The sequence below is a fragment of the Ensifer sp. EB106-05-01-XG146 genome (assembly GCF_058791875.1).
The window spans coordinates 3453541-3477430 of sequence record NZ_JBYTDX010000001.1 but is presented as its reverse complement, the minus strand read 5'-3'; the positions used below and the strand labels follow the sequence as shown (position 1 = coordinate 3477430).

Below are 23890 nucleotides of genomic sequence, written 5' to 3'. Positions count from 1 at the left end.
TTTAGAGTCGCGAGTCATGAAGACTGTTTCGATAGAGATTCGGCCCGGAGAGCCGCAGGAAGCGTCGGCAATTGCCGATGTGCACCGCGTTTCGTGGCTGCAGACCTATGGCGGTCTCATTCCCCATCGTCCGCTCGTTCAGATGGTCAATCGCCGTGACGAGACCTGGTGGCGCAAGGCGACCCGCGGTCCTGCCACGCTGCTCGTCGTCGACGTCGCCGGAACCATCGCCGGCTATGCAACGCTCGGCCTCAGCCGCGCCAAGGCCCTGCCGCAGGAAGGCGAGATCTACGAGATCTACCTGAGGCCGGAATACCAGGGCATCGGCCTCGGGCGCATTCTCTTCGGCGAGGCCAAGAGCCTGCTGCGTTCGCTCGGCTGTCGTGGCCTCGTCGTCTGGTGCCTCGAAGACAGCGAGCATGCCTACCAGTTCTTCCAGGGTGCCGGCGGCACCGATATCGCCGAAGGCATGGAAGATTTCGGCGACAAGCACCTGAAGAAGGTCGGCTTCGCCTGGAACTAGGCCCGACGCCTCCGCGACACTGAAATCAAAGACTTACTCAGGCAGTTCGTTGTTGGGATCGGCCGCCTTGTCGCCCCGCGTGCCGTGATAGGCGGGCTTGTCGACGCCGCAGCGGAAGGTCGGTGCCACCTCGTCGGCGATCTTGCGGGCGAATGCATTCGTATCGGGATTGGCAAGCGCATCGACATAGCCGGCGACGCAGCCCTTGCCGTCATCCTTCTCGGCCACCTTGGAAATGACGAGCACCTGCCCCTGAAGTGCAGGAACCGAAGCGCCGGACGCGTCCGTGTTCTCGATGAACCAGCGCAGGATCGTCGCTACGGCCTTGCCATCCTTGGCAACCCGCCACTCCACGGTCGTGCCGGCGTGGTTGAATGGAATGAAACTCTCGAAAGCGTCGTCGGCATAGCGCTGGTTCAGGTGACCGAACGAGACACTCTGGCGGATGTCGGCTTCCTTGAAGCGAACGGGATAGTCCGCATGTCCGGGGCAGGTCATCAACGCGTACATGCCCTCTTCTTCGGCGATCGTCTTGCACTTGTCGCGGCCGATGTCGGTATAGACGCTCTCATTGGCCAAGACGGGGCCGGCGGACAAAAGCACCAGCGCCAGGCATGCAACCCTTCCGTTCATACGAAACTCCCTCAAACGCGATTGGCAGACCTGTAGAGGTCGATGGGCAGGCGCAAAACGACCGGTTGAATCTGCGCTACGGACGAAAGTTATGTTGCATTGCGGCATGTTTCCCTTTATCCGACGGGCAAACTTCTCAAACCGACCCTGGAGTAGATCCATGCGCATCGACGCGATTTCCATCGGAAAGAATCCACCAGAAGATGTCAACGTGATCGTTGAGGTTCCCGTCGGCGGCCATCCGATCAAGTACGAGATGGACAAGGAAGCCGGCACGCTGGTCGTCGACCGCTTCCTCTATACGCCGATGACCTATCCGGGCAACTACGGCTTCGTGCCGCATACGCTCTCGGACGATGGCGATCCGATCGACGTTTTGATCTGCAACACCCGTCCGCTGGTTCCGGGCTGCGTCATCAATGTGCGCCCGATCGGCGTGATGATGATGGAAGACAATTCCGGTCAGGACGAGAAGATCATCGCCGTTCCGTCGGGTCACCTAACGCAACGCTACGACAAGGTTCACGAATATACCGACCTGCCGGAAATCACGCTGAAGCAGATCGAGCACTTCTTCGAGCACTACAAGGATCTGGAGCCCGGCAAGTGGGTGAAGATCTACGGCTGGAAAGATGCTTCCACCGCCCGCCAGTTGATCAAGGAAGCCGTCGAGCGCGCCAAGGGCGCCAAGTAAGCTCTATCTGCCGGCCAGTTCGGCAAGGCGTTTCATCAGATCCTCCGGGTCGCTCTCGATCCGGAGGATTTTTTTGCGCTGCGTTTCGCCTGAGATGAGGGAGAGCTTGCTCTTGGCAAGCCCGAGCGTCTTGGCAAGAAAGGCAAGCAGTGCCTGATTGGCCTTGCCTTTCTCCGGGACCGCGCGGACGCGCACTTTCAGATATTCTTCGCCATCAGCAGCCGCTTCCAGCCCGTCGATGGCATCACGGCCGCCGTTCGGCGTCAGGCGCACCGTCAGGCGAACATGGTCGCCATGCGCGGTGAAGGCCGTGCTACTCACCCTGCACCTGGCCGGCCGTCGTCAGCCCAGCAAGGCCGGCGCGATCGTCGTGTTCAGGAAAAGCTGGATGAAATAGAGGATTACCAGAACGACCAGCGGCGAAAGGTCGACGCCGCCCATGTCGGGCAGGATGCGGCGGATCGGGCGGTAGAGCGGCTCGGTCAACTGGTAAAGCGAGCGGCCGATCATGTTGATCGCCTGGTTGTTCACGTTGATGACATTGAACGCGTAAAGCCAGGAAAAGATGGCCGACGCGATGACCAGAAACCACGCGATGTTGATGATGAAGTTCAAGGTGCCGATAACAGCAAGCATGCCGGTCTCCAAATCGTTATTGACAGACATGTAGACATTGAGACCTAAACGAGCAAGTACGCCGGTTTATCGGGCGCGATCATGTTTAACGTGTGGCCGCTCGACAGTCGGTGCCGACGAAAGCATGTCGCGATCCTTCAGATGCGCTGCCTGCCTTTTGAATATTGACGTTTCACTTGTCGTTATCGCAAAACCGCGACCCAGTTTTGCGCGACCCGCTTCAGGAGCGACTTCCTCATGTCCGCCGTCCATGCCTCGCATCGTTTTGCCGCGTTTCGGCATGTCGGCTATCGTCGCTACTTCTTCTCGCGCTTCCTCGCCTATTTCGCGATCCAGATCATCTCTGTCGCCGTCGGCTGGCAGATCTACGATCTGACGCGCGATCCCTTCGATCTCGGCTTGATCGGCCTTTTCCAGTTCCTGCCATCGCTGGTGCTGATCCTCGTCACAGGATCCGTGGCCGACCGCTACAACCGGCGCATGATCATGGGCGTCTGCATGGTGGTCAGCACGCTTTGCGCAGCGGCGCTGCTCGCGCTGACAGTGACCGGGCTGTTTTCGCCGTGGCCGGTCTATGCGGTTCTCGTGGTCTTCGGCATCGAACGTGCGTTCCTTGCGCCCGCGTCGCAATCGCTGGCACCAAACCTCGTGCCCCCGGAAGATCTGCCCAACGCGATTGCCTGGAACTCCACCTCCTGGCAGACCGCGATGATCGTCGGCCCGGTCGCGGGTGGTCTCATCTACGCGCTCGGCGCGGTCTTTCCTTATGCCATCGGCTTCTGCTTCTTCCTCGCCTCCGCATTCATGGTCTTTGCCATTCCGAAGCCGGCGACGCGCACCCAGGCCTCGGCGCAAAGCTGGCAGACGATCACCGCCGGCTTCCGCTACATCAAGGCGGAGAAGGTGGTGCTCGGCGCCATATCGCTCGACCTTTTTGCAGTGCTGCTCGGCGGCGCCGTGGCGCTGATGCCGGTCTTTGCCCGCGATATCCTCGACCTCGGCCCCTGGGGGCTCGGCCTGTTGCGCGCGGCCCCGGGTGTCGGCGCCGTTGCCATGGCGGTCTGGCTGGCGGCGCACCCGATCCGCCATCGCGCCGGTTTCTACATGTTCATCGGCGTGGCGCTCTTCGGTCTCGGCACCGTTATCTTCGGCCTTTCAGCGACCCCCTGGGTCTCGATCGCGGCCCTCGTCGTCATGGGTGCTGCCGACATGGTATCGGTCTATGTGCGCGAGACGCTGATCACGCTCTGGACGCCGGACGAACTGCGCGGCCGGGTCAACGCCGTCAACATGGTCTTCATCGGCGCGTCGAACGAACTTGGCGAATTCCGCGCCGGCATGATGGCGTCCGGCTTCGGCGGGGTCTTTGCCGTCGTCTTCGGTGGCATGGGCACGCTGCTCGTCTCAGGGCTTTGGGCGCTTGGCTTTCCGCAATTGCGCAAGATCGATACGCTCGACGTGCCCGATCACCACAAGTAAGCGGTGCGAGCGGACAGCACGTTACACGCTTTCCGCCTTTTCTCCCGGCCGTTCATCGCGCAGGAAGATCAACTCAAGGAAGTTTTCCATCCAGGTGCGCAGCGGCCCGTCGTGCTGCATGCGTCCGTCGAGATGGGCCTTGCCCACCTGGGCACCGGGCATCTCGAAGCGATGGGCGCCGTGCACCACCCAGCGATGCATCATCGCGCGAGTGAGTTCGCCGTGGAACTGGATGCCCCAGGCATTGTCGCCATAGCGGAAGGCCTGGTTGGGATATGTGTCGCCGGTTGCGAGCAACTCGGCACCGGAAGGCAGGTCGAAGCCTTCGCGGTGGAAATGGTAGACCATGGCCGGCCAGTCCATCAGCGCCTTGCCGGCCTCGGTCGCAACCAGCGGATACCAGCCGATCTCGGTCATGCCCTCGTGATGGGGTGCCACCGAGCCGCCGAGGTTGCGCGCCAGCATCTGCGCGCCGAGGCAGATGCCGAGATAGGGCTTGTTTTCCTTGAGCGGCACGGAAAGCCAGTCGATCTCGCGGCGGACGAACTCTTCCTCGTCATTGGCGCTCATCGGACCGCCGAACACGATCGTGCCGCTGTGCCGTTCCAGCGTTTCCGGCAGATCGTCGCCGAGCGCCGGACGACGGATGTCGAGCCCAAAACCCTTCTGCTCGAGTATCTGGCCGACGCGGCCGGCGCTCGATCGCTCCTGATGCAGGATGATCAGGACGGGTTTTCGGGCGCTGTCGTCGGGCATCGGCATTTCAGTTATCCTGTTGTGACTCGGCTTTCTCGACCGTGTCGCTTCTGGCCGCCGCCTCCTGGCGCTGCAACACCCGGTCGCGACCGGAAACGCCGAGCAGATCGGCAATACGCCAGATCACGTGATCTTCCATCTCACTGCGCTCGCCATCGGCATAGACGACGTCCCAGAGCATGCCGACGAGTTCGACGCGTTGCTCCTCGGAGAGGTGACGCTTGAGCTCGGCGGTGAATTGGTAGAAGTCGATCGCCTCGCTCTCGGCAGTCTCGCCGGCTGCGATCAAAGCGGAGAGCGAGGCATCGTCGAGCTTGTAATGCTCCTTGATGACCTTGCGCATCTTGCGCCGCTCGGACGCGAGGATCCGGCCGTCGGCCTCCATCACCTGGAAACAGAGAGCGATGACCGCCACGCGCGGATCGCCATGCTCTATGCGCTTCGCCGGGCCGGTCAGACCATCGAGAAACGTCCGTAAGCGTTCAAACATGTATTTTGCCACAGCCCCTTGAGAACTCAGAACAATCGGAAAGTCGTCTTTTCCGGCGCCTTCTCGCCAGCGGCCGGATCGCGCACGCCGGGGTCATCCGGCGGGCGGCCGAAGAAGGGATCGGGCCTGTGCTCGCCATTCGCACCCTCTTCCTTCTCCGCCTTGACCGGAGGCTTGTCGGCAACCGGTTCCGGCGCCTTGCGTTCGGCGACCTTGATCGGCTGCGGTGCCGGACGCGGCTCCTCGCGCTCGGCCTCCAGGATCACCGGCGTCTCACTGCGCCGGGCTGCGGGTGCGGGCTGGTGCACATGCGCCTCCACCACGGCGGGCAGGCTGCGGATCGCCTCGTCGGCGTTCGACTGGTCGTGGTCGACGGTGGCCGAAAGCGTATGCGGTGGCGCTTTCCATTCAAAGGCATCGAGCCGGCCGCTCACCGGCGAGACCGGCAGCCAGGTCGGCGAGGTCACGCCGTCGGCGGTCCAGGCCGGATCGCGCGGGCTCTTCAGCGCCTGCGCCATCCAGTGACGGATGCGGCCCTCGTCGCCGGTGTCGGCCTCTTCGATGTCGGCAAGCAGCAGGAAGATGCTCTCGGTCGGGTCGAGCCGGGCGGCGGCTTCCGCCTTGGTGCGCGCCAGAAGCAGTTCGCGCGCTTCGAGCGCGGCTTCGGCGACGGCAGCCATCGCCACGGCATTGTTGGGCTTCAAGGCTTCGAGCTTGCGCGCCCGTTTCAACCGGTCGACCGCAGTGTCGCCGCCGCGGGCGCGCACGTAGAGCCGGGCCACGTCCGGATGCGGCTCGTGCTTCCAGTTCTTCTCCAGGATCGAGGTGCCCTTGCGCAGGTTGTCCTCGCGAAACAGCGCCTTGGCGGCCGTCAGCGCCGCCGGCACGAGATGTTCGTCGAGCTTCAGCGCGGCAAGCGCATCGTCCCGCGCACCTTTCACGTCGCCCTCGAGCTTCGTCATTGCGCGCGCCGTCAGCAGCACTGCCTTCTTGCGATCGGCTTCCTTGCGATCGACCACGTGGGCGACACGGCTCTGGTCGAGCAGACGCAAAGCATCGTCCCACTGTCCCGCTTGGCTTTGGCTGTCGAGGGTTGCAAGCGCTGCCCAGGGCAGGTGCGGCGACTTTTCGGCGGCGCGCTCGGCATATTGCCGCGCGGCCTCGTGGGCGCCGAGCCGCTTGGCCTCGAGATAAAGGCCGCGAAGCCCGAGTTCGCGCGTCTCCGGATCGTCGGCCATCAGCTCGAACTTGCGGCGGGCGTCGTCGTACTTGCCTTCGATCAGTGCGGTCTGGGCTTCGAGCAGGTGGATCAGCGGTTCCTGGTCGGCGCTGATCAGGCCGCGGGTGCGGGCGGTCATCTTGCGGGCAAGATTGGCGTCACCGGCGCCGGCGGCGATCAGGCCGGTCGACAGCGCCTGGTAGCCGCGGTCGCGCTTGCGGGCGCGGAAATAGCGGGTGACCGTGTGCGGCGAAAGCCAGATGGTGCGCACCAGCCAGACGACGATCAGCACCGCGGCAATCAGCGAGATCAGCAGCGATGCCGCGCGCATCAGGCTCATCTCGATCAACTGGCCCTGCCAGACGACCGAAAGTTCGCCCGGCCGGTCGGCGAGCCAGGCGAAGCCGAGGCCGAGACCAAGCACGATCAGGATGAAAATCAGAATGCGGATCATATCTGGTTCCCTCAGCCTTCCGTGCCTGGTTTTGCCATAGTCGCAGCGACGGCGGCATCGATCGCGGCTTCGACCCGCAAACGCTGGTCGAGCTTGGCCTTGAAAGCCTCGCCCGCCGGCTTGGCGGTGTCGGGCACGCCATTCCACTCCAGAGCGGCGCCCTTGAGGTCGCCATTGTTCAGCTTGTCCTCGATCCGGGCGATGACGGCTTCGGGCGTTTCACCCTCGACGCTGCCGACGGGACGCACGCGGATGCCAGACATGGCGCTGGACACCAGCCGGTCGAAGATACCCTCGTTCGGGTCGGGCTGGTTGAGAGCGTCGAGCATGGCGTCGGCGGTTTTCGGGAACTCGCGGCGCAGATCCGTGCGGGTCGGCACGCCGACCTGGGCATCCTGGGCGAGCGCGGCGACGGCCTGTTCGTCCGGCGCGATGCTGCGCAGCGCGTCGAGTTCGGCGAGGAAAGGCCCGCCGCGATCGATCGCCGACTTCAGTGCAGTGACCGCAACGGCTTTCGCCATCTGGATATCGTTGACCGGCTCGTTGAGCTTCTGCTCGGCGGTCTCGATGCGGCTCGTCAGTTCCGCCTTCTCGGCGGTCGCCGACTGCTGCGCATCGGCGAGCGCCGTCTTCAGACCTGCAAGCTCCTTGGTGAGATTGTCGACTTCCGCCTTCAGCGTCTCGACCTCGGCGCTCGGCGCGCCGCTCGCAGCCGGTTGGGAGGCCGACTGTTCGAGCGCGGCGATACGACCTTCGAGTGCGGTGTTGTCGACGACGGCTGCGGGGGTGGGCAGCGCCGCGATCTGGTCGCGCAGGGCCTGCAGTTCGCCGGAAATGTTCTGCTCGACGCCGCGGGTCGGCCCAAGTCCAGGCACGATGCCGGCATATTGCAGGCCGCCGAAGCCGAGCAGCGTCACGAGACCGCCGACGATGCCGGCTGCGAGCGCACCGGAGTTCGATACCGGCTTCTGCGGCGGTGCCGGTTCGGGCTCGCGGGCCACATGCGGCGGCTCTTCGGCGAAGACGGCCGCGGCCGCGTCGGCAGCGGCATCGGCGCGCTGCTCCTCGATTTCTTCGTCCAGGCGGGATCCGGCGGCGCTGTCGTCGCTGGTGTCCCTTATCGGCTCATCCGTCTCGGCTTTGTGCGCTGTGTTTTCGGCCGCAGCGTCTGCCAGCGTCTCGCCGGTTGCTTCCGGGCCGGCCGGTTCCGCAACGGTTTTCTCCGCTTCGAGGTCGATCGTCAGCGGTTCCTTCTCGGACTTCGAGCGGCGCGGCGGGTTTTCCGATACCATGGTGACCTCTTACCGTTAGTGCCTGTCGGCTCTTCCTTCAAACCTAGTCAGCCGGAACGGTGAGGGAAAGCCCCTCCGTTCCGTTTTTGGATGAATTCGATGTTAGAGAAGACTGAAAAGGCTGTCTTCATCGGGCCTTGCGGCGGTCTCCGCCACGACGTTACCCGGCAGCGCCTCGGCCACCACGGGGCTGAGGCAGAGGTAGCGCGGCGCAAAGGAAGCAGCATTGACACCGGCTTCGGAAAGCAGGCGAACGAACTGTCGCGCGGTCTCTCGCGAGTATAAAAGCACGGCGTCGGGACGGCTGCTCCGCCGCAGATCTTCGATCGCGGCGCGCGAATGGGCGATCGGCTCCATGCGGTAGCACTCGACCGTCCGGTGCTCTATGCCGCGTTGTCTCAGCCCCTTTTCCAGCCCTTCGGAGCGCGGCGTTCCTGCCAGATAGAGCAGGGGAAGTGGCGGCAGCGTGTCGATGGTCGCGCCGATTAGGTCCGCCAGGGACTGGCCGGTACCCTCCGCTATGCGCAGATCGGAGAAACCGAGCCCGGCTGCTGCTTGCGCCGTGGCGGCGCCCACGCAGAAGCACGGGGTCGCCAGATGCTGTGACAGGTCTGCATCTGACGATACGAGCATCCGAATGGCTTCGGCGCTGGTGAGCACGATCGCCGCATGCGGCACTTCAAGCGCGGCAACGGAGACGGCAGCAAGATGGGTCGCCTGCATCAGCGGCAGCAGGATCGGCCGGTGGCCGGCGGCTTCCAGCCGGCGTACCGTCGCCTCGGCGGCGGGGAGCGGCCGGGTGACGAGCACGCGCATGGCTTTAAGTCCAGCTTGCAAAGAAGCCGGGGCCGGCCTTGGCGCGGATCTCTTCTCCGGCCTTTTGCCCAAGCGCTTCGGCGTCGGTGGCCTTGCCCTCGATCGTAACCCGGTGATGGGTCTGGCCGTCGGGCGTGAGGATCATGCCGGAAAAGCTGAGATGGGTGCCGTCCGAGGTGGCGAGACCGGCGATCGGCGTGCGGCACGAGCCGTCGAGCGTCGCGAGGAAGCCACGCTCGCAGGCGACTGCCTCATGGGTGCGGGGATCGTCGATGGCTGCGAGCAGGTCGTTGATGCGGCTGTCGCCGATGCGGCTCTCGATGCAGATCGCGCCTTGGGCCGGCGCCGGCGGGAATTCCTGGGGGTCGAGCAGTTCGGTCGGAACGTCGGTCATGCCGAGACGCTTGAGGCCCGCATAGGCAAGCAGTGTCGCATCGACCTGGCCCTCGGCGAGCTTTCTCAGCCGCGTTTCCACCTGGCCGCGATAGGTGATGACATTGATATCCGGACGCAGCCGGCGGATCAGCGCCTGGCGGCGCAGCGACGACGAGCCGACGGTCACGCCTTGCGGCAGTTCCATCAGTTTTTTTGCCGTCCGACCGATGAAGGCATCTCGAATGTCCTCACGCGGCAGGAAGGCGGAAAGACAGAGGCCGTCAGGCAGTTTCGTCGGCATGTCCTTGGACGAATGCACAGCGAAATCGAGTTCGCCCGACAGCAATTGTTGCTCGATCTCTTCGGTGAACAGGCCCTTGCCGCCGATCTCGGCGAGCGAGCGGTCGGTGATCCGGTCGCCCTTGGTCGAAAGGATGACGACCTCGAACATTTCCGGCGCCAGACCATGCGCCGCTGCGAGGCGATCGCGCGTTTCATGGGCTTGAGCGAGCGCCAGCGGGCTGCCGCGCGTGCCGATCCGGAAAGGTTTTGTTTGCATCAAAGGCTATCCATTGTTACCGGAGTTCCGTGTACCCACCTTTCGGTGCGACCGCAATCTTTGAGTAGTTCCCGATGTCTCCGCCCCTGCGCATCCTCGGCATAGAAACAAGCTGCGACGAAACCGCCGCTTCCGTCATTTTGCGCGATTCCGACGGTAAGGGCCACATCCTCGGCGACGTGGTCTTAAGCCAGCTGGAAGAGCACAGCGCCTATGGCGGCGTGGTTCCGGAGATCGCGGCGCGCGCCCATGTGGAGGCGCTCGACACGCTGATCGAGGAAGCGCTGCTCAGGGCCGGCGTCACGCTTTCCGACATCGACGCCATTGCTGCGACAAGTGGTCCCGGTCTGATCGGCGGCCTGATCGTCGGGCTGATGACCGGCAAGGCGATCGCGCGCGCAACCGGCAAGCCACTCTATGCCGTCAATCACCTCGAAGGCCACGCGCTGACCGCGCGGCTGACCGATGGGCTCTCCTTCCCCTATCTGATGCTGCTCGTTTCCGGCGGTCACACGCAACTGATCCTCGTCAAGGGCGTCGGCGAATACGAACGCTGGGGCACGACGATCGACGATGCGCTCGGCGAAGCCTTCGACAAAACGGCCAAGCTGCTCGGCCTCCCCTATCCGGGTGGTCCGGCGGTCGAGCGGGCAGCACTTGCCGGCGATCCGCAGCGTTTCGATTTTCCGCGACCGCTCGTCGGTGACGCCAGGCTCGATTTTTCCTTTTCGGGATTGAAGACGGCGGTGCGCCAGGCGGCGCAATCGCTGGAGCCGGTAACGGAGCAGGACATCGCCGATATCTGCGCCTCGTTCCAGCGGGCGATTTCCCGCACGCTCAAGGATCGGGTCGGGCGCGGCCTGAAGCGCTTCAAGGCGGAGCATGGCAGTGTGGCGCGCCCGGCGCTGGTGGTTGCCGGCGGTGTCGCCGCCAATCAGGTGCTGCGCTCGACGCTGCAGACCTTGTGCGCGCAGTCCGGTTTCGACTTCATCGCGCCGCCGCTTTCGCTCTGCACGGACAACGCGGCAATGATCGCCTGGGCCGGTGCCGAGCGGCTGGCGGCAGGCATGGCGGCCGACGGCCTTGATGTCGCGCCGCGCTCGCGCTGGCCGCTCGACGCCCAGGCGCAGGCGCTGCTCGGTTCGGGTAAACGCGGCGCCAAGGCGTGACAAGATCTAAAGCATACGGATAGAGCATGAACGACATTTCCAAGAACGGGCCGAAGATCGTCGTGGTCGGCGCAGGCGCCTTTGGCACCGCGCTCGCCGCGGTTGCCGCCTCGACCGAAGGCAGCGACGTGACGCTGCTTGCCCGTCGTCCGGAGATTGCCGAATCCTGCCGCGACACCGGCCGCAATGAGGACGCCCTGCCGGGCATCGACCTGCCGCCGGCGCTGAAGCATACGGCCGATGTCTCGGTTCTTGCCGATGCCGAGGTCGTGCTCTTCGTGATGCCGTCGCAGGCGCATAGGGATGCGGCGAGACAGTATGGTCCTCATATCAATGCGGCTGCCACGATCGTCACCTGCGCCAAGGGTATGGAGCAGGCGACGGGACGGTTGCTGACCGACGTGCTGGCGGAGGAGCTGCCCGGCCATGCAGTCGGCGTGCTCTCCGGTCCGGGTTTCGCCGCCGATATCGCCAAGGGCCTACCGACGGCTATGGTGGTCGCCGCGGCCGATGGTCAGACGGCGACGATGCTGGCCGAGGTGCTCTCGGGTCCGACCTTCCGGCTCTATCCCTCGCAGGATCGCATCGGCGTGCAGCTCGGCGGCGCGCTGAAGAATGTGCTGGCGATCGCCTGTGGCATCGTCGAGGGCGCAGGCCTTGGCGACAGCGCCCGTGCCGCGCTGATCTCGCGTGGCCTTGCGGAGATGTCGCGCTTCATTGCTGCCGAGGGCGGCGAGGCCGATACTGTGCGCGGTCTCTCCGGCCTTGGCGATCTGGTGTTGACGGCGACCAGCCACCAGTCGCGCAACCTGCGTTTCGGCATCGCGCTCGGCAAGGATGGTCGCGCCAGCGGACGCAAGGGCGAACTGGTCGAAGGCGCGTTCGCCGCATCGGTTGCTGCCCGCGTTGCCCATGATCTCGGCGTCGAAATGCCGATCACCGAAGCGGTGGCGGCGATCATCGACGGCAAGCTCGATGTCCGCACCGCGCTCGAACAGTTGATGACCCGCCCGATCACTCAGGAATGAAGGGAGCGGCGATCTTCCGCCCGCATCCCGCGCCAACGAAAACTCTAGGAGGAAGCATGCTCTTCGCACTTCATTGTACCGACAAGCCAGGCGCGCTGCAGCTTCGGCTCGATACCCGCCCTGATCACGTCGCCTATCTCAACGATCTTAACGCCAAGGGCATTTTGAAGATGGCCGGTCCGTTCCTCGGCGACGACGGCAAGCCGACCGGTAGCCTGGTGCTCGTCAAGGCAGAGACGATCGACGAGGCGCGTGCGATCGCCGAAGCCGATCCCTATGCCAAGGCCGGGCTCTTTTCCAATGTCGAGATCAAGGCCTTCAACTGGGTCTTCAACAATCCGGAGGCTTGAGACCAAGATGGCGCATTGGCTCTACAAATCCGAACCGTTCAAATGGTCCTGGCAGATGCAGAAGGATGCCGGCGCCAAGGGCACCGAATGGACCGGCGTGCGCAACTATCAGGCGCGCAACAACATGCGGGCGATGCAGATCGGCGACAAGGGCTTCTTCTACCACTCGAACGAAGGGCTTGAGATCGTCGGCATCGCCGAGGTCTGCGCGCTGTCGCATCCGGATTCGACCGCCGAGGGTGACGCCCGCTGGGACTGCGTCGATATCCGCGCGGTTGTCGACATGCCGCGGCCGGTGACGCTGAAGGAGATCAAGGACAATCCGAAGCTCGCCAAGATGTCGCTCGTCACCTCCATGCGCCTGTCGGTGCAGCCGGTGACCGAGGACGAATGGCTCGAGGTCTGCCGCATGGGCGGGCTCGACAATCCGCCGCGTTAGTCTTGTTTTCCGCCTGTCCGGGACGCTCGGGCAGGCGCGGAGAGTTTTGTGAAGACCGATCCGGAAAGCTTCATCCTCGAAAACACCGATGTGCTCACGCCGCCGCATGTGCCGGAGATCCGTCTGCATCTGGCGACCGAAGCGCATGAGCTCTGGCTGAAGACCGAGGAAGAGTTGCAGGAGATCGGCCTGCCGCCGCCGTTCTGGGCCTTCGCCTGGGCCGGCGGGCAGGGGCTCGCCCGCTACATCCTCGATCACCCCGAAGCGGTGCGCGGCCGCCGTGTCGTCGACTTTGCCTCCGGTTCGGGTCTGGTGGCGATCGCGGCGATGAAGGCGGGTGCAGTATCGGTGCTGGCCGCCGATATCGACCCCTGGGCGGAAACGGCCGTCCGGCTCAATGCCGCACTCAACGGGGTCACGCTTTCCTATACCGGCGAGGACATCACTGGCCGCGATCTTGAAGCCGAGGTCTATCTCGCCGGCGACGTCTTCTACGACAAGGCTTTTGCCGACCGGTTGAAACCGTGGTTTTCGGGACTTGCCGCGAACGGCGCCTCGGTGATCGTCGGCGATCCAGGACGTTCCTATTGCCCGCGCGAGATGATGACGGCGCTTGCCAGCTACGAGGTCCCCGTCACCCGGGCGCTGGAGGACAGCGAGGTCAAGCGTACCACCGTCTGGCGCTTTGGCACGGCCGTACGCGATTAATTATACCCGCACTTCCGACGATGCCCCCGATCATCGAAACCGTTGGCCTGACGGGCTGATATCGCTGTAGCTGCGATTACCGGCGGATGACGCAGACGCCGTGTTCGTAGGTGCAGGAACCGTTCATGGTCTGTGGCGTGACGTTGATGATCTTGCCGCGTTTCGCCTCGGGCGGCGGTGCAATGTCTGCCTCATCCGCGTAGCCGTAGTCGCCTTCCTGGCTGAAATAGATGCCGTTGCCGACGTCGACATAGGCCGAAATGCCGCCGACATAGGTGCCGATACCAGGAATGATGTCCGGATATTCATCACCGCCATAATAGCTCGGGCGATAGTCTCGGCCTTGGTTGCTCGATGTCCAGATCTCGCGCCCGGCCTGATCGCGCCCCCATCCGCCGCCATTGCCCCACCGCTCGGGATAGGCCCGATATTGCGGCAGGCGGACATGGCGGGTGCGGGTCGAGACCTGCGGCGGCACGTCAGAGATGCCTGGGCGACCGTCGTGCCTGCGGGCGTCGGATGTCCAGTAGTCGCGACCGGCTCCGTCGCGCACCCATCCGCCACGATGCTCCGGCCGTCCGGCGTAAGCGCCGGGGTAGGGGCGGTAGCGCGGCAGGCGAACGTGCCGGGTGCGCGTGTTCACTTCCGGCGGGCCACCGTTGGACGCCCAGTCGCGGCGCGGTCCGCGATGGCGGTCCCAGTCGTTGCGATAACCCCTCCGGTCGAAATCGTGACGTGGATAGCCGTGATCGGCGTTCATCCTGACATGGCGTGTTCGTGTCTGTACCCCCGACAGTCCGCCCCGGTCTCGAGCTTCCATCGGGATGTAGCTGGTGGCGATGACCAGGCCGGCAAGCGCTAGCACTTTGGTCGCATGGATTGCCCTGAACAGAATCATTCTGCTCGCCCTCCGGGTGACGCTTAACAAATCGTTAAGGGCACTCTGGGCCACATCGTCGGGAAAGTCACGGAATTGCTTGGCTTTTTGTCGCTATCGTTAACGCCGGCCCATGTCTTCGGCTGGCAGGAAAATGGCGCAATTCGTCTAATCGATTAAATTGATTTTGCACCGCAAACACACTTGTCGTTAAGCTTTATGGTGATTAAAGGTCCGAATGACTGAATTGCGCACAATCAGGTGCGATACCGGACTAAAATCGTCCAGTTTTTTGGGCGGAAATCCGGGCATTCCGTGAGGTTCCGATGACGAATGTCACAAGAAGCCGGCCACTCTCGCCGCATCTTCAAATCTATAAACCTATCCCGACGATGGTCATGTCCATTGTGCACCGCATCACCGGTGGTGCGCTCTACTTCGGGACCATCCTCGTCGCCTGGTGGCTGATCGCCGCTGCGTCGGGTGCTGCCTATTACGACTGGGTCAGCTGGCTGTTCGGTACGCTGATCGGCAAGCTGGTGCTGTTCGGCTATACCTGGGCCCTGGTGCACCACATGCTCGGCGGCTTGCGCCACTTTGCCTGGGATCTCGGCTACGGCTACGAGAAGCACTTCGCCACCAGGATGGCCAAGGCAACGATCATCGGTTCGGTGGCGCTGACGCTGCTGATCTGGGTGGTCGGCTATCTCGTTCGCTGACTGAGGGAGAATACTCATGGATATGCGCACTCCTCTCGGCAAGGTTCGCGGTCTTGGCTCGGCCAAGGAAGGCACGGACCATTTCTGGCGCCAGCGCCTGACGGCCGTCGCCAACGTTCCGCTGTTGATCTTCTTCGTCATCTTTCTCGTTCGCTACGCAGGTGCGCCCTATGCGGATGTCGTCGCCGCGCTCGCGAACCCCTTCGTCGCCGTCGTCATGGCGCTCGTCGTGCTCTCGGGCCTCGTTCACATGCGGCTCGGCATGCAGGTGATCATCGAAGACTACGTGCATGGTGAAGGCATGAAGATCGTGCTTCTCATGCTCAATACATTTTTCACGATCGCGGTTGGCGGGCTCTGTCTCTTCGCCATCCTGAAGATCGCTTTTGCAGGGTAATTTCGCCATGGCATCGAACAGTTCACCCGCTGCAAACGGCAAGGCCTATCAATATGTCGATCACGCCTTCGACGTCGTCGTCGTCGGCGCCGGCGGTGCGGGCTTGCGCGCGACGCTCGGCATGGCCGAGCAGGGTCTGAAGACCGCCTGCATCACCAAGGTCTTCCCGACCCGCTCGCACACGGTTGCCGCCCAGGGCGGCATTGCCGCCTCGCTGCAGAACATGACTCCGGATAGCTGGCAGTGGCACCTCTACGACACCGTCAAGGGTTCCGACTGGCTCGGCGACGTCGACGCCATGCAATATCTCGCCATGGAAGCGCCGAAGGCGGTCTATGAGCTCGAACACTATGGCGTGCCGTTCTCGCGCAATGCCGAAGGCAAGATCTACCAGCGGCCCTTCGGCGGCCACATGCAGAACTACGGCGAAGGCCCGCCGGTCCAGCGCACCTGTGCTGCTGCCGACCGTACCGGCCACGCGATCCTGCACACGCTCTATGGTCAGTCTCTGCGCAACAACGCCGAGTTCTTCATCGAGTATTTCGCGCTCGACCTGATCATGTCGGATGACGGCCGCTGCACCGGCGTCGTCGCCTGGAACCTCGACGACGGCACGATCCATCGCTTCTCCGCCAAGATGGTGGTGCTGGCGACCGGCGGTTACGGCCGCGCCTACTTCTCGGCGACCTCGGCGCACACCTGCACGGGCGACGGCGGCGGCATGATTGCACGCGCCGGCCTGCCGCTGCAGGACATGGAATTCGTCCAGTTCCATCCGACCGGCATCTACGGTGCGGGCTGCCTGATCACCGAAGGCGCACGCGGCGAAGGCGGCTACCTCGTCAACTCCGAAGGCGAGCGCTTCATGGAGCGCTATGCGCCGTCCGCCAAGGACCTTGCCTCGCGTGACGTCGTCTCGCGCTGCATGACGATGGAAATCCGCGAAGGCCGCGGCGTCGGCAAGAACAAGGATCACATCTTCCTGCACCTGGATCACCTCGATCCGGCCGTCCTGCACGAGCGCCTGCCGGGCATCTCGGAATCGGCGAAGATCTTTGCCGGTGTCGACGTGACCCGCGAGCCGATCCCGGTTCTGCCGACGGTGCACTACAACATGGGCGGCGTGCCGACCAACTACTGGGGCGAAGTCCTGAATGCTGACAGCCAGAACCCGGAGCGCATTGCGCCCGGCCTGATGGCCGTCGGCGAAGCCGGCTGCGCCTCGGTACACGGCGCCAATCGCCTCGGCTCCAACTCGCTGATCGATCTCGTGGTCTTCGGCCGTGCCGCCGCCATCCGCGCCGGCCAGGTCATCGACCGCAACGAGCCGGTGCCGGAACTCAACAAGGCCGCCTGCGACCGGATCATGGACCGCTTCGACCGCCTGCGTAACGCCAATGGCTCCACGCCGACCGCCGTGCTGCGCGAAAAGATGCAGCGCGCCATGCAGGAAGACGCGGCCGTGTTCCGTACCCAGGAATCGCTGGAATCGGGCTGCAAGCGCATCTCGGCGATCTGGAAAGAGATGCCCGACATCAAGGTCACCGACCGCTCGATGATCTGGAACTCGGACCTCGTGGAGACGCTGGAACTCGAAAACCTCATGGCCAACGCGATCACGACGATCTACGGCGCCGAAGCGCGCAAGGAGAGCCGTGGTTCGCACGCCCGCGAGGACTACACCGAGGGTCCGCTCGGCGGCCGCGACGACGTCAACTGGCGCAAGCACACGCTCGCCTGGGTCAACGAGGCCGGCGACGTCAAGCTCGACTACCGCCCCGTCCATACCGACCTGATCGCCGACGGCATCGATCCCAAGAAGATCGAGCCGAAGGCCCGCGTCTATTGATCTTGAGGAACAAGCCACATGGTTGAACTCGCTCTCCCCAAGAACTCGCAGATGACGGAAGGCAAGGTCTGGCCGAAGCCTGCCGGCGCGACCAACGTTCGCGAATACCGCATCTATCGCTGGAACCCGGATGACGGTGCCAATCCGCGCATCGATACCTTCTACATCGATGTCGACGATTGCGGCCCGATGGTGCTCGACGGTCTGCTCTACATCAAGAACAAGATCGACCCGACGCTGACGCTGCGCCGCTCCTGCCGCGAAGGTATCTGCGGGTCGTGCGCCATGAACATCGACGGCACCAACACGCTTGCTTGCACCAAGGGAATGGACGAGGTGAAGGGTGCGGTAAAGGTCTATCCGCTGCCGCACATGCCGGTCGTGAAGGACCTGGTTCCCGACCTCACCAACTTCTACGCCCAGCACCGCTCGATCGAGCCCTGGCTGAAGACGGTGTCGCCGACGCCGGCCAAGGAATGGAAGCAGAGCCACGAGGACCGCCTCAAGCTCGACGGCCTCTACGAGTGCATCCTGTGCGCCTGCTGCTCGACCTCCTGTCCGAGCTATTGGTGGAACGGCGACCGTTACCTCGGTCCGGCGGTTCTGCTGCAGGCCTACCGCTGGCTGATCGATAGCCGCGACGAAGCGACCGGCGAGCGCCTCGACAACCTCGAGGATCCCTTCCGCCTCTATCGTTGCCACACGATCATGAACTGCGCCCAGGCCTGTCCGAAGGGCCTGAACCCGGCCAAGGCGATCGGCGAGATCAAGAAGATGCTGGTCGAGCGCCGTGTGTAATCGGCCGGACCGGACATGAAGTTTTGGAAACGGCGGGCCCTGGCTCGCCGTTTTCTGTTTTGCGCCTCTCCAGGGCGGCGGACAATTCGTGATTGTGCCGATGCGGGAGAGGCGGGCCGACGGCAGGAGGCGATGATACGCAGCGAGGACGTGGCGCGCGATCCGGCCCTGCGGACGTTTCAATCCTGCAACAGGTCGCCAGGAATCGTCGTCCCTTGATTTGTCAGGTGGATTTGCTGTATTTCGGCCTATATTATCGCGTTGCATCATGGTTCGCGGACACGAACAGGAGTAGGGATATGCGGGTAATTCATGCGGCGGCGGGGCTGGCGGTTGTGCTTGCGCTGGCCGGATGCCAACGGACGTCGATGGGCGGTTTCAGCTCCCAGGACGCCTCGCCCGCTCCCATCCAGGCCGCACCGGTCCCTTCGGTTTCGTCGAACCAGCTTCCGGCACCAACCGGAAACACGTCGCAATTCCCGGCTGCACCGGCGAGCGGCACGGCGGTTGCCGGCGGCGCTGTCCAGCAGCCCGGCACGCAGGTCGCCGCGGCTGCAGGTGGCGGGCTCGACGTCACCAAGGAAGCGATGGTCGGCAACTGGCGCGTCTCCAGCGCCGGCAGCTCCTGCGACATGTTCCTGACGCTCACCAATCTTGGCTCCGGTTCGCGCGGCGGCACCCGCGGTTGCGCCGGCGAGCTGACGACCATGGGCTCCTGGGAAGTGGCCGGCAAGCAGGTGGTCCTCAAGGACCGTAGCGGCAATGCCATCGCCCGCCTCTACAAGACGGCCGACGCGCGTTTCGACGGCTCGACCAATGGCGGCCAGCCGGTCAGCCTCAGCCGCTGACGCTTCTCCAGCCCGGTCTCATGCCGGGCTTTTGTTTTCCGTCCCATCTCGGGTGAGACGTGCTCAATCCTGACGACAGCATTTACCGCAAGCTCGAAGCGCTCGTCGCGAACGGCGAGCGCAAGCGTGACCCGGCGCAGTTTACGATCGCGCGGCGGTTCGATCATCTCTCGGCCGAGCTGCTCGCCAGCCGCCCGTCGCGCAAGACCAATGCGCTCGGCTGGCTGTTTGCCTCGCGCAAGAAGGACCACCCGCCGGTCAAGGGCCTCTACATCCACGGCGGCGTGGGGCGCGGCAAGACCATGCTGATGGACATGTTCTTCGAGGCGGTGCCGATCCAGCGCAAGCGCCGGGCGCATTTCCACGAGTTCATGGCCGATGTGCACGAGCGCATCTACAAGCACCGGCAGAAGCTGAAGAACGGCGAGACCAAGCAGGCCGATCCGATCCCGCCCGTCGCCTCCGAGCTCTTCGGTGAAGCGCGGCTGCTCTGCTTCGACGAATTCTCCGTGACCGACATCGCCGATGCGATGATCCTCGGCCGCCTGTTCGGCGAACTCTTCGCCAAGGGCTGCGTGCTGGTTGCGACCTCGAACGTGGCGCCCGACGATCTCTATCGCGATGGCCTCAACCGCAGCCTGTTTTTGCCGTTCATCGAACTCCTTAAGGCAAATGCCGAGGTTATCTCGCTGGACACGGACACCGACTACCGGCTGACAAAGACCGACGGCAGCCCGGTGTGGCTCTCGCCGCTCGGGCCTGAGGCGGATGCGGCGATGGCGCGCGCCTGGGCTCATGAGACCGGCAATGTGCCGGCCGCTCCGGCGGACGTGCCGCGCAAGGGGCGCAAGATCCCCGTACCGGCCGCGTCCGGAAAGAGTGCACGCTTCAATTTCGCCGACCTCTGCCAGCAACCGCTTGGGGCTGCCGACTATCTCGCCATCCTCGAGCGCTATTCGACGATCTTCGTCGACCACGTACCGCATCTCGGTCCGCATATGCGCAACGAGACCAAGCGCTTCATCCTGCTGGTCGATACGCTCTACGACAACGGCGCCCGGCTCTTTGCCTCGGCGGCGGCAGAGCCGCAGGATCTCTTGACCCAGAAAAAGGGCACGGAAGGCTTCGAGTTCGACCGCACGGTTTCACGTCTGATCGAGATGCAAAGCGAGGAATATGCCGCTGCGCATCCCGCAAATGTTGCTGTTTCGTGACGCAGATGTGGCGAAAACTCTTACGTTTACGTAAGAATTTTATGATCTAACCGATTGAAATTGTTCCACCAAAAAGTATCGATTGATATTTTACCGATTGCCGTTTAATGGCTTCCGGCGAAGGTTTGGCGTTTGCCGCGTTTCAGGCCTTGATCATATTGGGATCACAAAGGAAGCACTTTCATGGCTCGCAACAAGATCGCACTTATCGGTTCAGGGATGATTGGTGGCACGCTGGCGCATCTCGCCGGCCTGAAGGAACTGGGCGACATCGTCCTCTTCGACATCGCCGACGGCATTCCGCAGGGCAAGGGTCTCGACATCGGCCAGTCCTCCCCGGTCGAAGGCTTCGACGTGAACCTGACGGGTGCGAGCGACTATTCCGCCATCGAAGGCGCTGATGTCTGCATCGTCACCGCCGGCGTCGCTCGCAAGCCGGGCATGAGCCGCGACGACCTGCTCGGCATCAACCTCAAGGTCATGGAACAGGTCGGCGCCGGCATCAAGAAGTATGCCCCGAACGCCTTCGTCATCTGCATCACCAACCCGCTCGACGCCATGGTGTGGGCGCTGCAGAAGTTCTCGGGCCTGCCGAAGAACAAGGTCGTCGGCATGGCCGGCGTTCTCGATAGTTCGCGCTTCCGCCTGTTCCTCTCGCAGGAATTCAACGTCTCGGTCCAGGACGTCACCGCCTTCGTTCTCGGCGGCCACGGCGACACCATGGTGCCGCTCGCCCGCTACTCGACCGTTGCCGGCATCCCGCTGACCGACCTCGTGCAGATGGGCTGGGTCACCAAGGAACGCCTCGAAGAAATCATCCAGCGCACCCGTGACGGCGGCGCCGAAATCGTCGGCCTGCTCAAGACCGGTTCGGCCTACTACGCACCGGCCGCCTCGGCGATCGAAATGGCTGAAGCCTACCTCAAGGACAAGAAGCGCGTTCTGCCCTGCGCGGCACACCTGACCGGCCAGTACGGCGTCAAGGACATGTATGTCGGCGTTCCGACCGTTATCGGCGCCGGCGGCGTCGAGCGCATCATCGAGATCGATCTCAACAAGGCCGAGAAGGAAGCGTTCGACAAGTCCGTCGCTTCGGTCGCCGGTCTTTGCGAAGCCTGCATCGGCATTGCGCCGAGCCTCAAGCAGTAATCGCCTCCCGTCGGGCGGACGCTGATCCGCTCGACCTCATTGTTTTTGCCGCATTGGTGCGGGTAGGTGCCCCACCTGCCCGCACAATGCTCAGACAGGAAAAACACCATGAACATTCATGAATATCAGGCCAAGGCTCTCCTGAAGAGCTATGGCGCACCGGTCGCGGAAGGTGTCGCGATCTTCTCGGCTGACGAAGCTGAAGCTGCTGCCAAGTCGCTCCCGGGCCCGCTCTACGTGGTCAAGAGCCAGATCCATGCGGGCGGCCGCGGCAAGGGCAAGTTCAAGGAACTGTCCGCCGACGCCAAGGGCGGCGTTCGTCTTGCCTTCTCGATCGACGAAGCCAAGGCTCATGCCAAGGAAATGCTCGGCAACACGCTCGTCACCGCGCAGACCGGCCCGGCCGGCAAGCAGGTGAACCGCCTCTACATCGAGGACGGCGCCGACATCGAGCGCGAACTCTATCTGTCGCTGCTCGTCGACCGCTCGGTCGGCCAGGTTGCCTTCGTCGTTTCGACGGAAGGCGGCATGGACATCGAGGCTGTTGCGCACGACACGCCGGAAAAGATCGTCAACGTCGCGATCAACCCGGAAGCCGGCGTCACCGCCGCTGATCTTGCCAAGCTCACCGCGGCCCTGAAGCTCGACGGCGAAGCCAAGGCTGACGCTGAAAAGCTCTTCCCGATCCTCTACAAGGCCTTTGTCGAGAAGGACATGAGCCTGCTCGAGATCAACCCGCTGATCGTCATGAAGAACGGCCGCATGCGCGTTCTCGACGCCAAGGTCTCGTTCGACGGCAACGCGCTCTTCCGCCACGACGACATCAAGGCTCTGCGCGACGAGACCGAAGAAGACGCCAAGGAAATCGAGGCCTCGAAGTGGGATCTCGCCTATGTCGCGCTCGACGGCAACATCGGCTGCATGGTCAACGGCGCCGGCCTTGCCATGGCGACGATGGACATCATCAAGCTCTACGGCAAGGAGCCGGCGAACTTCTGCGACGTCGGCGGCGGCGCCGGCAAGGAGAAGGTCGCGGCAGCCTTCAAGATCATCACGGCCGACCCGAAGGTCGAGGGCATCCTCGTCAACATTTTCGGCGGCATCATGAAGTGCGATGTCATCGCTGAAGGCGTCGTTGCGGCCGTGCAGGAAGTTGGCCTCAAGGTTCCGCTGGTCGTTCGTCTCGAAGGCACGAATGTCGAGCTTGGCAAGAAGATCCTGAATGAATCCGGCCTGGCGATCACCGCCGCCGACGATCTGGACGATGCTGCCAAGAAGATCGTCGCCGCGATCAACGGCTAACTGAAGGACCACCTCATGTCGATTCTCGTTAACAAGAACACCAAGGTCCTCGTTCAGGGCCTGACCGGCAAGACCGGCACCTTCCATACCGAACAGGCGCTTGCCTATTACGGCACGCAGATGGTCGGCGGTATTCACCCGAAGAAGGGCGGCGAAACCTGGACCGGCTCCAAGGGCGAAAGCCTGCCGATCTTCGCCTCGGTTGCCGAAGGCCGTGAAAAGACCGGCGCGGACGCATCCGTGATCTACGTTCCGCCGGCAGGTGCCGCGGACGCGATCATCGAGGCGATCGATGCGGAAATCCCGTTCATCACCTGCATCACCGAAGGCATCCCGGTTGCCGACATGGTACGCGTCAAGGCTCGCCTCGACCGCTCCAAGTCGCGTTTGCTCGGCCCGAACTGCCCCGGTATCCTGACGCCGGAAGAATGCAAGATCGGCATCATGCCGGGCTCGATCTTCCGCAAGGGTTCGGTCGGCATCGTCTCGCGCTCCGGCACGCTGACCTATGAAGCCGTGTTCCAGACCTCCAACGAGGGCCTCGGCCAGACGACGGCCGTCGGCATCGGCGGCGACCCGGTCAAGGGCACCGAGTTCATCGACGTGCTTGAGATGTTCCTGGCGGACGAAGCCACGACCTCGATCATCATGATCGGCGAAATCGGCGGCTCGGCCGAAGAGGATGCTGCACAGTTCCTCATCGACGAAGCCAAGAAGGGCCGCAAGAAGCCGATGGCCGGTTTCATCGCGGGCCGTACCGCTCCGAAGGGCCGTACCATGGGCCACGCCGGCGCTGTCGTTTCCGGCGGCAAGGGCGATGCGGAATCCAAGATCGCTGCGATGGAGCAGGCAGGCATCCGCGTATCGCCTTCGCCGGCTCGTCTCGGCAAGACGCTGGTCGAAGTCCTCAAGGGCTGATCTCAAACCATTTGTCCGGGCCGGTCGATCCGGCCCGGACAACGTGCCTGCCGCCTGTTTCCTTGGCTGATTGAAGATCAGGACATGCGGCAATGACTGCCACGGTGACCCAGCGCGTCCTGACGATGCGCGGCGCCGTAGGAAAAAGGCCCGGCGCCCGGACGCGCCGAACGAACATGAACGACCGGGATACCCGGCA

Annotated in this window: 27 protein-coding genes; 17 read left to right on the top strand and 10 right to left on the bottom strand. The window is 63.6% G+C overall.

What is annotated here, in order from left to right; translation table 11 throughout:
• Nucleotides 1–16 precede the first annotated feature (16 nt).
• Nucleotides 17–523 (top strand): GNAT family N-acetyltransferase, encoded by a 507-nt coding sequence (locus AC3WVQ_RS17220; protein WP_034802619.1) that lies wholly within the window; start codon nucleotides 17–19, stop codon nucleotides 521–523.
• Nucleotides 524–556: 33 nt separating this feature from the next.
• On the opposite strand, the gene AC3WVQ_RS17215 is transcribed toward AC3WVQ_RS17220, so the two are convergent.
• Entirely contained in the window at nucleotides 557–1156 is a 600-nt protein-coding gene (locus AC3WVQ_RS17215) for a hypothetical protein (RefSeq protein ID WP_090295293.1), read from the bottom strand.
• A 160-nt stretch (nucleotides 1157–1316) separates the two neighbouring features.
• On the opposite strand from AC3WVQ_RS17215, the gene ppa reads away from it, so the two are divergent.
• Entirely contained in the window at nucleotides 1317–1850 is a 534-nt protein-coding gene (ppa, locus tag AC3WVQ_RS17210; protein WP_034802613.1) for an inorganic diphosphatase, read from the top strand.
• A 3-nt stretch (nucleotides 1851–1853) separates the two neighbouring features.
• Here ppa and AC3WVQ_RS17205 read toward each other — a convergent pair whose 3' ends face one another.
• Both AC3WVQ_RS17205 and AC3WVQ_RS17200 read right to left on the bottom strand, forming a co-directional pair.
• Nucleotides 1854–2171 carry a DUF167 domain-containing protein gene (locus AC3WVQ_RS17205; RefSeq protein WP_090295297.1) on the bottom strand — a complete coding sequence of 106 codons (318 nt, stop codon included), beginning with the start codon at nucleotides 2169–2171 and terminating at the stop codon, nucleotides 1854–1856.
• Nucleotides 2172–2192: 21 nt separating this feature from the next.
• Nucleotides 2193–2486 (bottom strand): YggT family protein, encoded by a 294-nt coding sequence (locus AC3WVQ_RS17200; protein WP_089044330.1) that lies wholly within the window; start codon nucleotides 2484–2486, stop codon nucleotides 2193–2195.
• A 237-nt stretch (nucleotides 2487–2723) separates the two neighbouring features.
• Here AC3WVQ_RS17200 and AC3WVQ_RS17195 point away from each other — a divergent pair, with 237 nt between their 5' ends.
• On the top strand, nucleotides 2724–3965 hold the full coding sequence (locus AC3WVQ_RS17195) for an MFS transporter (protein WP_060521413.1): 1242 nt from the start codon (nucleotides 2724–2726) through the stop codon (nucleotides 3963–3965).
• Nucleotides 3966–3986: 21 nt separating this feature from the next.
• On the opposite strand, the gene AC3WVQ_RS17190 is transcribed toward AC3WVQ_RS17195, so the two are convergent.
• The 6 genes from AC3WVQ_RS17190 to hemC form a co-directional block, all read right to left on the bottom strand.
• Nucleotides 3987–4727: a glutamine amidotransferase gene (locus AC3WVQ_RS17190; RefSeq protein WP_371589731.1), complete on the bottom strand. Its 741-nt coding sequence runs from the start codon at nucleotides 4725–4727 to the stop codon at nucleotides 3987–3989.
• Nucleotide 4728: 1 nt separating this feature from the next.
• Nucleotides 4729–5211 carry a tellurite resistance TerB family protein gene (locus tag AC3WVQ_RS17185; protein ID WP_090295299.1) on the bottom strand — a complete coding sequence of 161 codons (483 nt, stop codon included), beginning with the start codon at nucleotides 5209–5211 and terminating at the stop codon, nucleotides 4729–4731.
• A gap of 26 nt (nucleotides 5212–5237) precedes the next feature.
• A complete protein-coding gene (locus AC3WVQ_RS17180) occupies nucleotides 5238–6884 on the bottom strand; it encodes a heme biosynthesis protein HemY (RefSeq protein WP_090295301.1) in 1647 nt (548 codons plus the stop codon).
• A gap of 11 nt (nucleotides 6885–6895) precedes the next feature.
• On the bottom strand, nucleotides 6896–8176 hold the full coding sequence (locus AC3WVQ_RS17175) for a COG4223 family protein (protein WP_090295302.1): 1281 nt from the start codon (nucleotides 8174–8176) through the stop codon (nucleotides 6896–6898).
• Nucleotides 8177–8278: 102 nt separating this feature from the next.
• On the bottom strand, nucleotides 8279–8992 hold the full coding sequence (locus tag AC3WVQ_RS17170) for a uroporphyrinogen-III synthase (protein WP_090295304.1): 714 nt from the start codon (nucleotides 8990–8992) through the stop codon (nucleotides 8279–8281).
• Nucleotides 8993–8996: 4 nt separating this feature from the next.
• Nucleotides 8997–9926 carry a hydroxymethylbilane synthase gene (hemC, locus tag AC3WVQ_RS17165; RefSeq protein ID WP_089044334.1) on the bottom strand — a complete coding sequence of 310 codons (930 nt, stop codon included), beginning with the start codon at nucleotides 9924–9926 and terminating at the stop codon, nucleotides 8997–8999.
• Nucleotides 9927–10000: 74 nt separating this feature from the next.
• Between hemC and tsaD the strand changes: the two genes are divergently transcribed.
• The 5 genes from tsaD to AC3WVQ_RS17140 are packed head-to-tail and all read left to right on the top strand — an operon-like array spanning nucleotide 10001 to nucleotide 13620.
• Nucleotides 10001–11095 (top strand): tRNA (adenosine(37)-N6)-threonylcarbamoyltransferase complex transferase subunit TsaD, encoded by a 1095-nt coding sequence (gene tsaD / locus AC3WVQ_RS17160; protein WP_077968123.1) that lies wholly within the window; start codon nucleotides 10001–10003, stop codon nucleotides 11093–11095.
• A gap of 26 nt (nucleotides 11096–11121) precedes the next feature.
• Nucleotides 11122–12123: an NAD(P)H-dependent glycerol-3-phosphate dehydrogenase gene (locus tag AC3WVQ_RS17155; protein WP_090295306.1), complete on the top strand. Its 1002-nt coding sequence runs from the start codon at nucleotides 11122–11124 to the stop codon at nucleotides 12121–12123.
• 56 nt (nucleotides 12124–12179) lie between these two features.
• Complete coding sequence (locus tag AC3WVQ_RS17150) at nucleotides 12180–12473, top strand: YciI-like protein (RefSeq protein ID WP_034802587.1); 294 nt, start codon at nucleotides 12180–12182, stop codon at nucleotides 12471–12473.
• A 7-nt stretch (nucleotides 12474–12480) separates the two neighbouring features.
• Nucleotides 12481–12912, top strand: coding sequence for an EVE domain-containing protein (locus tag AC3WVQ_RS17145; protein ID WP_090295307.1), 432 nt, complete (start codon nucleotides 12481–12483; stop codon nucleotides 12910–12912).
• A 48-nt stretch (nucleotides 12913–12960) separates the two neighbouring features.
• Complete coding sequence (locus AC3WVQ_RS17140) at nucleotides 12961–13620, top strand: class I SAM-dependent methyltransferase (RefSeq protein ID WP_110818903.1); 660 nt, start codon at nucleotides 12961–12963, stop codon at nucleotides 13618–13620.
• Nucleotides 13621–13696: 76 nt separating this feature from the next.
• Here the strand turns inward: AC3WVQ_RS17140 and AC3WVQ_RS17135 are convergent, their stop codons facing one another.
• On the bottom strand, nucleotides 13697–14518 hold the full coding sequence (locus AC3WVQ_RS17135; RefSeq protein ID WP_090295311.1) for a hypothetical protein: 822 nt from the start codon (nucleotides 14516–14518) through the stop codon (nucleotides 13697–13699).
• 305 nt (nucleotides 14519–14823) lie between these two features.
• Here AC3WVQ_RS17135 and sdhC point away from each other — a divergent pair, with 305 nt between their 5' ends.
• The 9 genes from sdhC to sucD all read left to right on the top strand — a co-directional run bounded on the left by sdhC (nucleotide 14824) and on the right by sucD (nucleotide 23691).
• Nucleotides 14824–15216 carry a succinate dehydrogenase, cytochrome b556 subunit gene (gene sdhC / locus AC3WVQ_RS17130; RefSeq protein WP_060586452.1) on the top strand — a complete coding sequence of 131 codons (393 nt, stop codon included), beginning with the start codon at nucleotides 14824–14826 and terminating at the stop codon, nucleotides 15214–15216.
• 16 nt (nucleotides 15217–15232) lie between these two features.
• Nucleotides 15233–15613, top strand: a complete 381-nt coding sequence (sdhD, locus tag AC3WVQ_RS17125) for a succinate dehydrogenase, hydrophobic membrane anchor protein (RefSeq protein ID WP_034802578.1) — start codon at nucleotides 15233–15235, stop codon at nucleotides 15611–15613.
• A gap of 7 nt (nucleotides 15614–15620) precedes the next feature.
• Nucleotides 15621–17462 (top strand): succinate dehydrogenase flavoprotein subunit, encoded by a 1842-nt coding sequence (gene sdhA / locus AC3WVQ_RS17120; RefSeq protein WP_060521403.1) that lies wholly within the window; start codon nucleotides 15621–15623, stop codon nucleotides 17460–17462.
• An 18-nt stretch (nucleotides 17463–17480) separates the two neighbouring features.
• Nucleotides 17481–18260, top strand: a complete 780-nt coding sequence (locus tag AC3WVQ_RS17115; protein ID WP_034802573.1) for a succinate dehydrogenase iron-sulfur subunit — start codon at nucleotides 17481–17483, stop codon at nucleotides 18258–18260.
• Between the two features lie 299 nt (nucleotides 18261–18559).
• Nucleotides 18560–19108, top strand: coding sequence for a protease inhibitor Inh/omp19 family protein (locus AC3WVQ_RS17110; protein ID WP_034802570.1), 549 nt, complete (start codon nucleotides 18560–18562; stop codon nucleotides 19106–19108).
• A 59-nt stretch (nucleotides 19109–19167) separates the two neighbouring features.
• Entirely contained in the window at nucleotides 19168–20322 is a 1155-nt protein-coding gene (zapE, locus tag AC3WVQ_RS17105) for a cell division protein ZapE (RefSeq protein WP_090295312.1), read from the top strand.
• Between the two features lie 183 nt (nucleotides 20323–20505).
• Nucleotides 20506–21471, top strand: coding sequence for a malate dehydrogenase (gene mdh, locus AC3WVQ_RS17100; RefSeq protein ID WP_034802565.1), 966 nt, complete (start codon nucleotides 20506–20508; stop codon nucleotides 21469–21471).
• A 108-nt stretch (nucleotides 21472–21579) separates the two neighbouring features.
• A complete protein-coding gene (sucC, locus tag AC3WVQ_RS17095; protein ID WP_090295314.1) occupies nucleotides 21580–22773 on the top strand; it encodes an ADP-forming succinate--CoA ligase subunit beta in 1194 nt (397 codons plus the stop codon).
• A gap of 15 nt (nucleotides 22774–22788) precedes the next feature.
• Nucleotides 22789–23691, top strand: coding sequence for a succinate--CoA ligase subunit alpha (gene sucD, locus AC3WVQ_RS17090; RefSeq protein WP_034802559.1), 903 nt, complete (start codon nucleotides 22789–22791; stop codon nucleotides 23689–23691).
• The last annotated feature ends 199 nt before the right edge of the window (nucleotides 23692–23890 follow it).

What these genes read in the sequence shown, in the direction of transcription:
- AC3WVQ_RS17220 (WP_034802619.1), top strand. Translation starts at nt 17, where the DNA reads ATGAAGACTGTTTCGATAGAGATTCGGCCCGGAGAGCCGCAGGAAGCG.
- AC3WVQ_RS17215 (WP_090295293.1), bottom strand. Translation starts at nt 1,156, where the DNA reads ATGAACGGAAGGGTTGCATGCCTGGCGCTGGTGCTTTTGTCCGCCGGC.
- ppa (WP_034802613.1), top strand. Translation starts at nt 1,317, where the DNA reads ATGCGCATCGACGCGATTTCCATCGGAAAGAATCCACCAGAAGATGTC.
- AC3WVQ_RS17200 (WP_089044330.1), bottom strand. Translation starts at nt 2,486, where the DNA reads ATGCTTGCTGTTATCGGCACCTTGAACTTCATCATCAACATCGCGTGG.
- AC3WVQ_RS17195 (WP_060521413.1), top strand. Translation starts at nt 2,724, where the DNA reads ATGTCCGCCGTCCATGCCTCGCATCGTTTTGCCGCGTTTCGGCATGTC.
- AC3WVQ_RS17190 (WP_371589731.1), bottom strand. Translation starts at nt 4,727, where the DNA reads ATGCCGATGCCCGACGACAGCGCCCGAAAACCCGTCCTGATCATCCTG.
- AC3WVQ_RS17185 (WP_090295299.1), bottom strand. Translation starts at nt 5,211, where the DNA reads ATGTTTGAACGCTTACGGACGTTTCTCGATGGTCTGACCGGCCCGGCG.
- AC3WVQ_RS17180 (WP_090295301.1), bottom strand. Translation starts at nt 6,884, where the DNA reads ATGATCCGCATTCTGATTTTCATCCTGATCGTGCTTGGTCTCGGCCTC.
- AC3WVQ_RS17175 (WP_090295302.1), bottom strand. Translation starts at nt 8,176, where the DNA reads ATGGTATCGGAAAACCCGCCGCGCCGCTCGAAGTCCGAGAAGGAACCG.
- AC3WVQ_RS17170 (WP_090295304.1), bottom strand. Translation starts at nt 8,992, where the DNA reads ATGCGCGTGCTCGTCACCCGGCCGCTCCCCGCCGCCGAGGCGACGGTA.
- hemC (WP_089044334.1), bottom strand. Translation starts at nt 9,926, where the DNA reads ATGCAAACAAAACCTTTCCGGATCGGCACGCGCGGCAGCCCGCTGGCG.
- tsaD (WP_077968123.1), top strand. Translation starts at nt 10,001, where the DNA reads ATGTCTCCGCCCCTGCGCATCCTCGGCATAGAAACAAGCTGCGACGAA.
- AC3WVQ_RS17155 (WP_090295306.1), top strand. Translation starts at nt 11,122, where the DNA reads ATGAACGACATTTCCAAGAACGGGCCGAAGATCGTCGTGGTCGGCGCA.
- AC3WVQ_RS17150 (WP_034802587.1), top strand. Translation starts at nt 12,180, where the DNA reads ATGCTCTTCGCACTTCATTGTACCGACAAGCCAGGCGCGCTGCAGCTT.
- AC3WVQ_RS17145 (WP_090295307.1), top strand. Translation starts at nt 12,481, where the DNA reads ATGGCGCATTGGCTCTACAAATCCGAACCGTTCAAATGGTCCTGGCAG.
- AC3WVQ_RS17135 (WP_090295311.1), bottom strand. Translation starts at nt 14,518, where the DNA reads ATGATTCTGTTCAGGGCAATCCATGCGACCAAAGTGCTAGCGCTTGCC.
- sdhC (WP_060586452.1), top strand. Translation starts at nt 14,824, where the DNA reads ATGACGAATGTCACAAGAAGCCGGCCACTCTCGCCGCATCTTCAAATC.
- sdhD (WP_034802578.1), top strand. Translation starts at nt 15,233, where the DNA reads ATGGATATGCGCACTCCTCTCGGCAAGGTTCGCGGTCTTGGCTCGGCC.
- sdhA (WP_060521403.1), top strand. Translation starts at nt 15,621, where the DNA reads ATGGCATCGAACAGTTCACCCGCTGCAAACGGCAAGGCCTATCAATAT.
- AC3WVQ_RS17115 (WP_034802573.1), top strand. Translation starts at nt 17,481, where the DNA reads ATGGTTGAACTCGCTCTCCCCAAGAACTCGCAGATGACGGAAGGCAAG.
- AC3WVQ_RS17110 (WP_034802570.1), top strand. Translation starts at nt 18,560, where the DNA reads ATGCGGGTAATTCATGCGGCGGCGGGGCTGGCGGTTGTGCTTGCGCTG.
- mdh (WP_034802565.1), top strand. Translation starts at nt 20,506, where the DNA reads ATGGCTCGCAACAAGATCGCACTTATCGGTTCAGGGATGATTGGTGGC.
- sucC (WP_090295314.1), top strand. Translation starts at nt 21,580, where the DNA reads ATGAACATTCATGAATATCAGGCCAAGGCTCTCCTGAAGAGCTATGGC.
- sucD (WP_034802559.1), top strand. Translation starts at nt 22,789, where the DNA reads ATGTCGATTCTCGTTAACAAGAACACCAAGGTCCTCGTTCAGGGCCTG.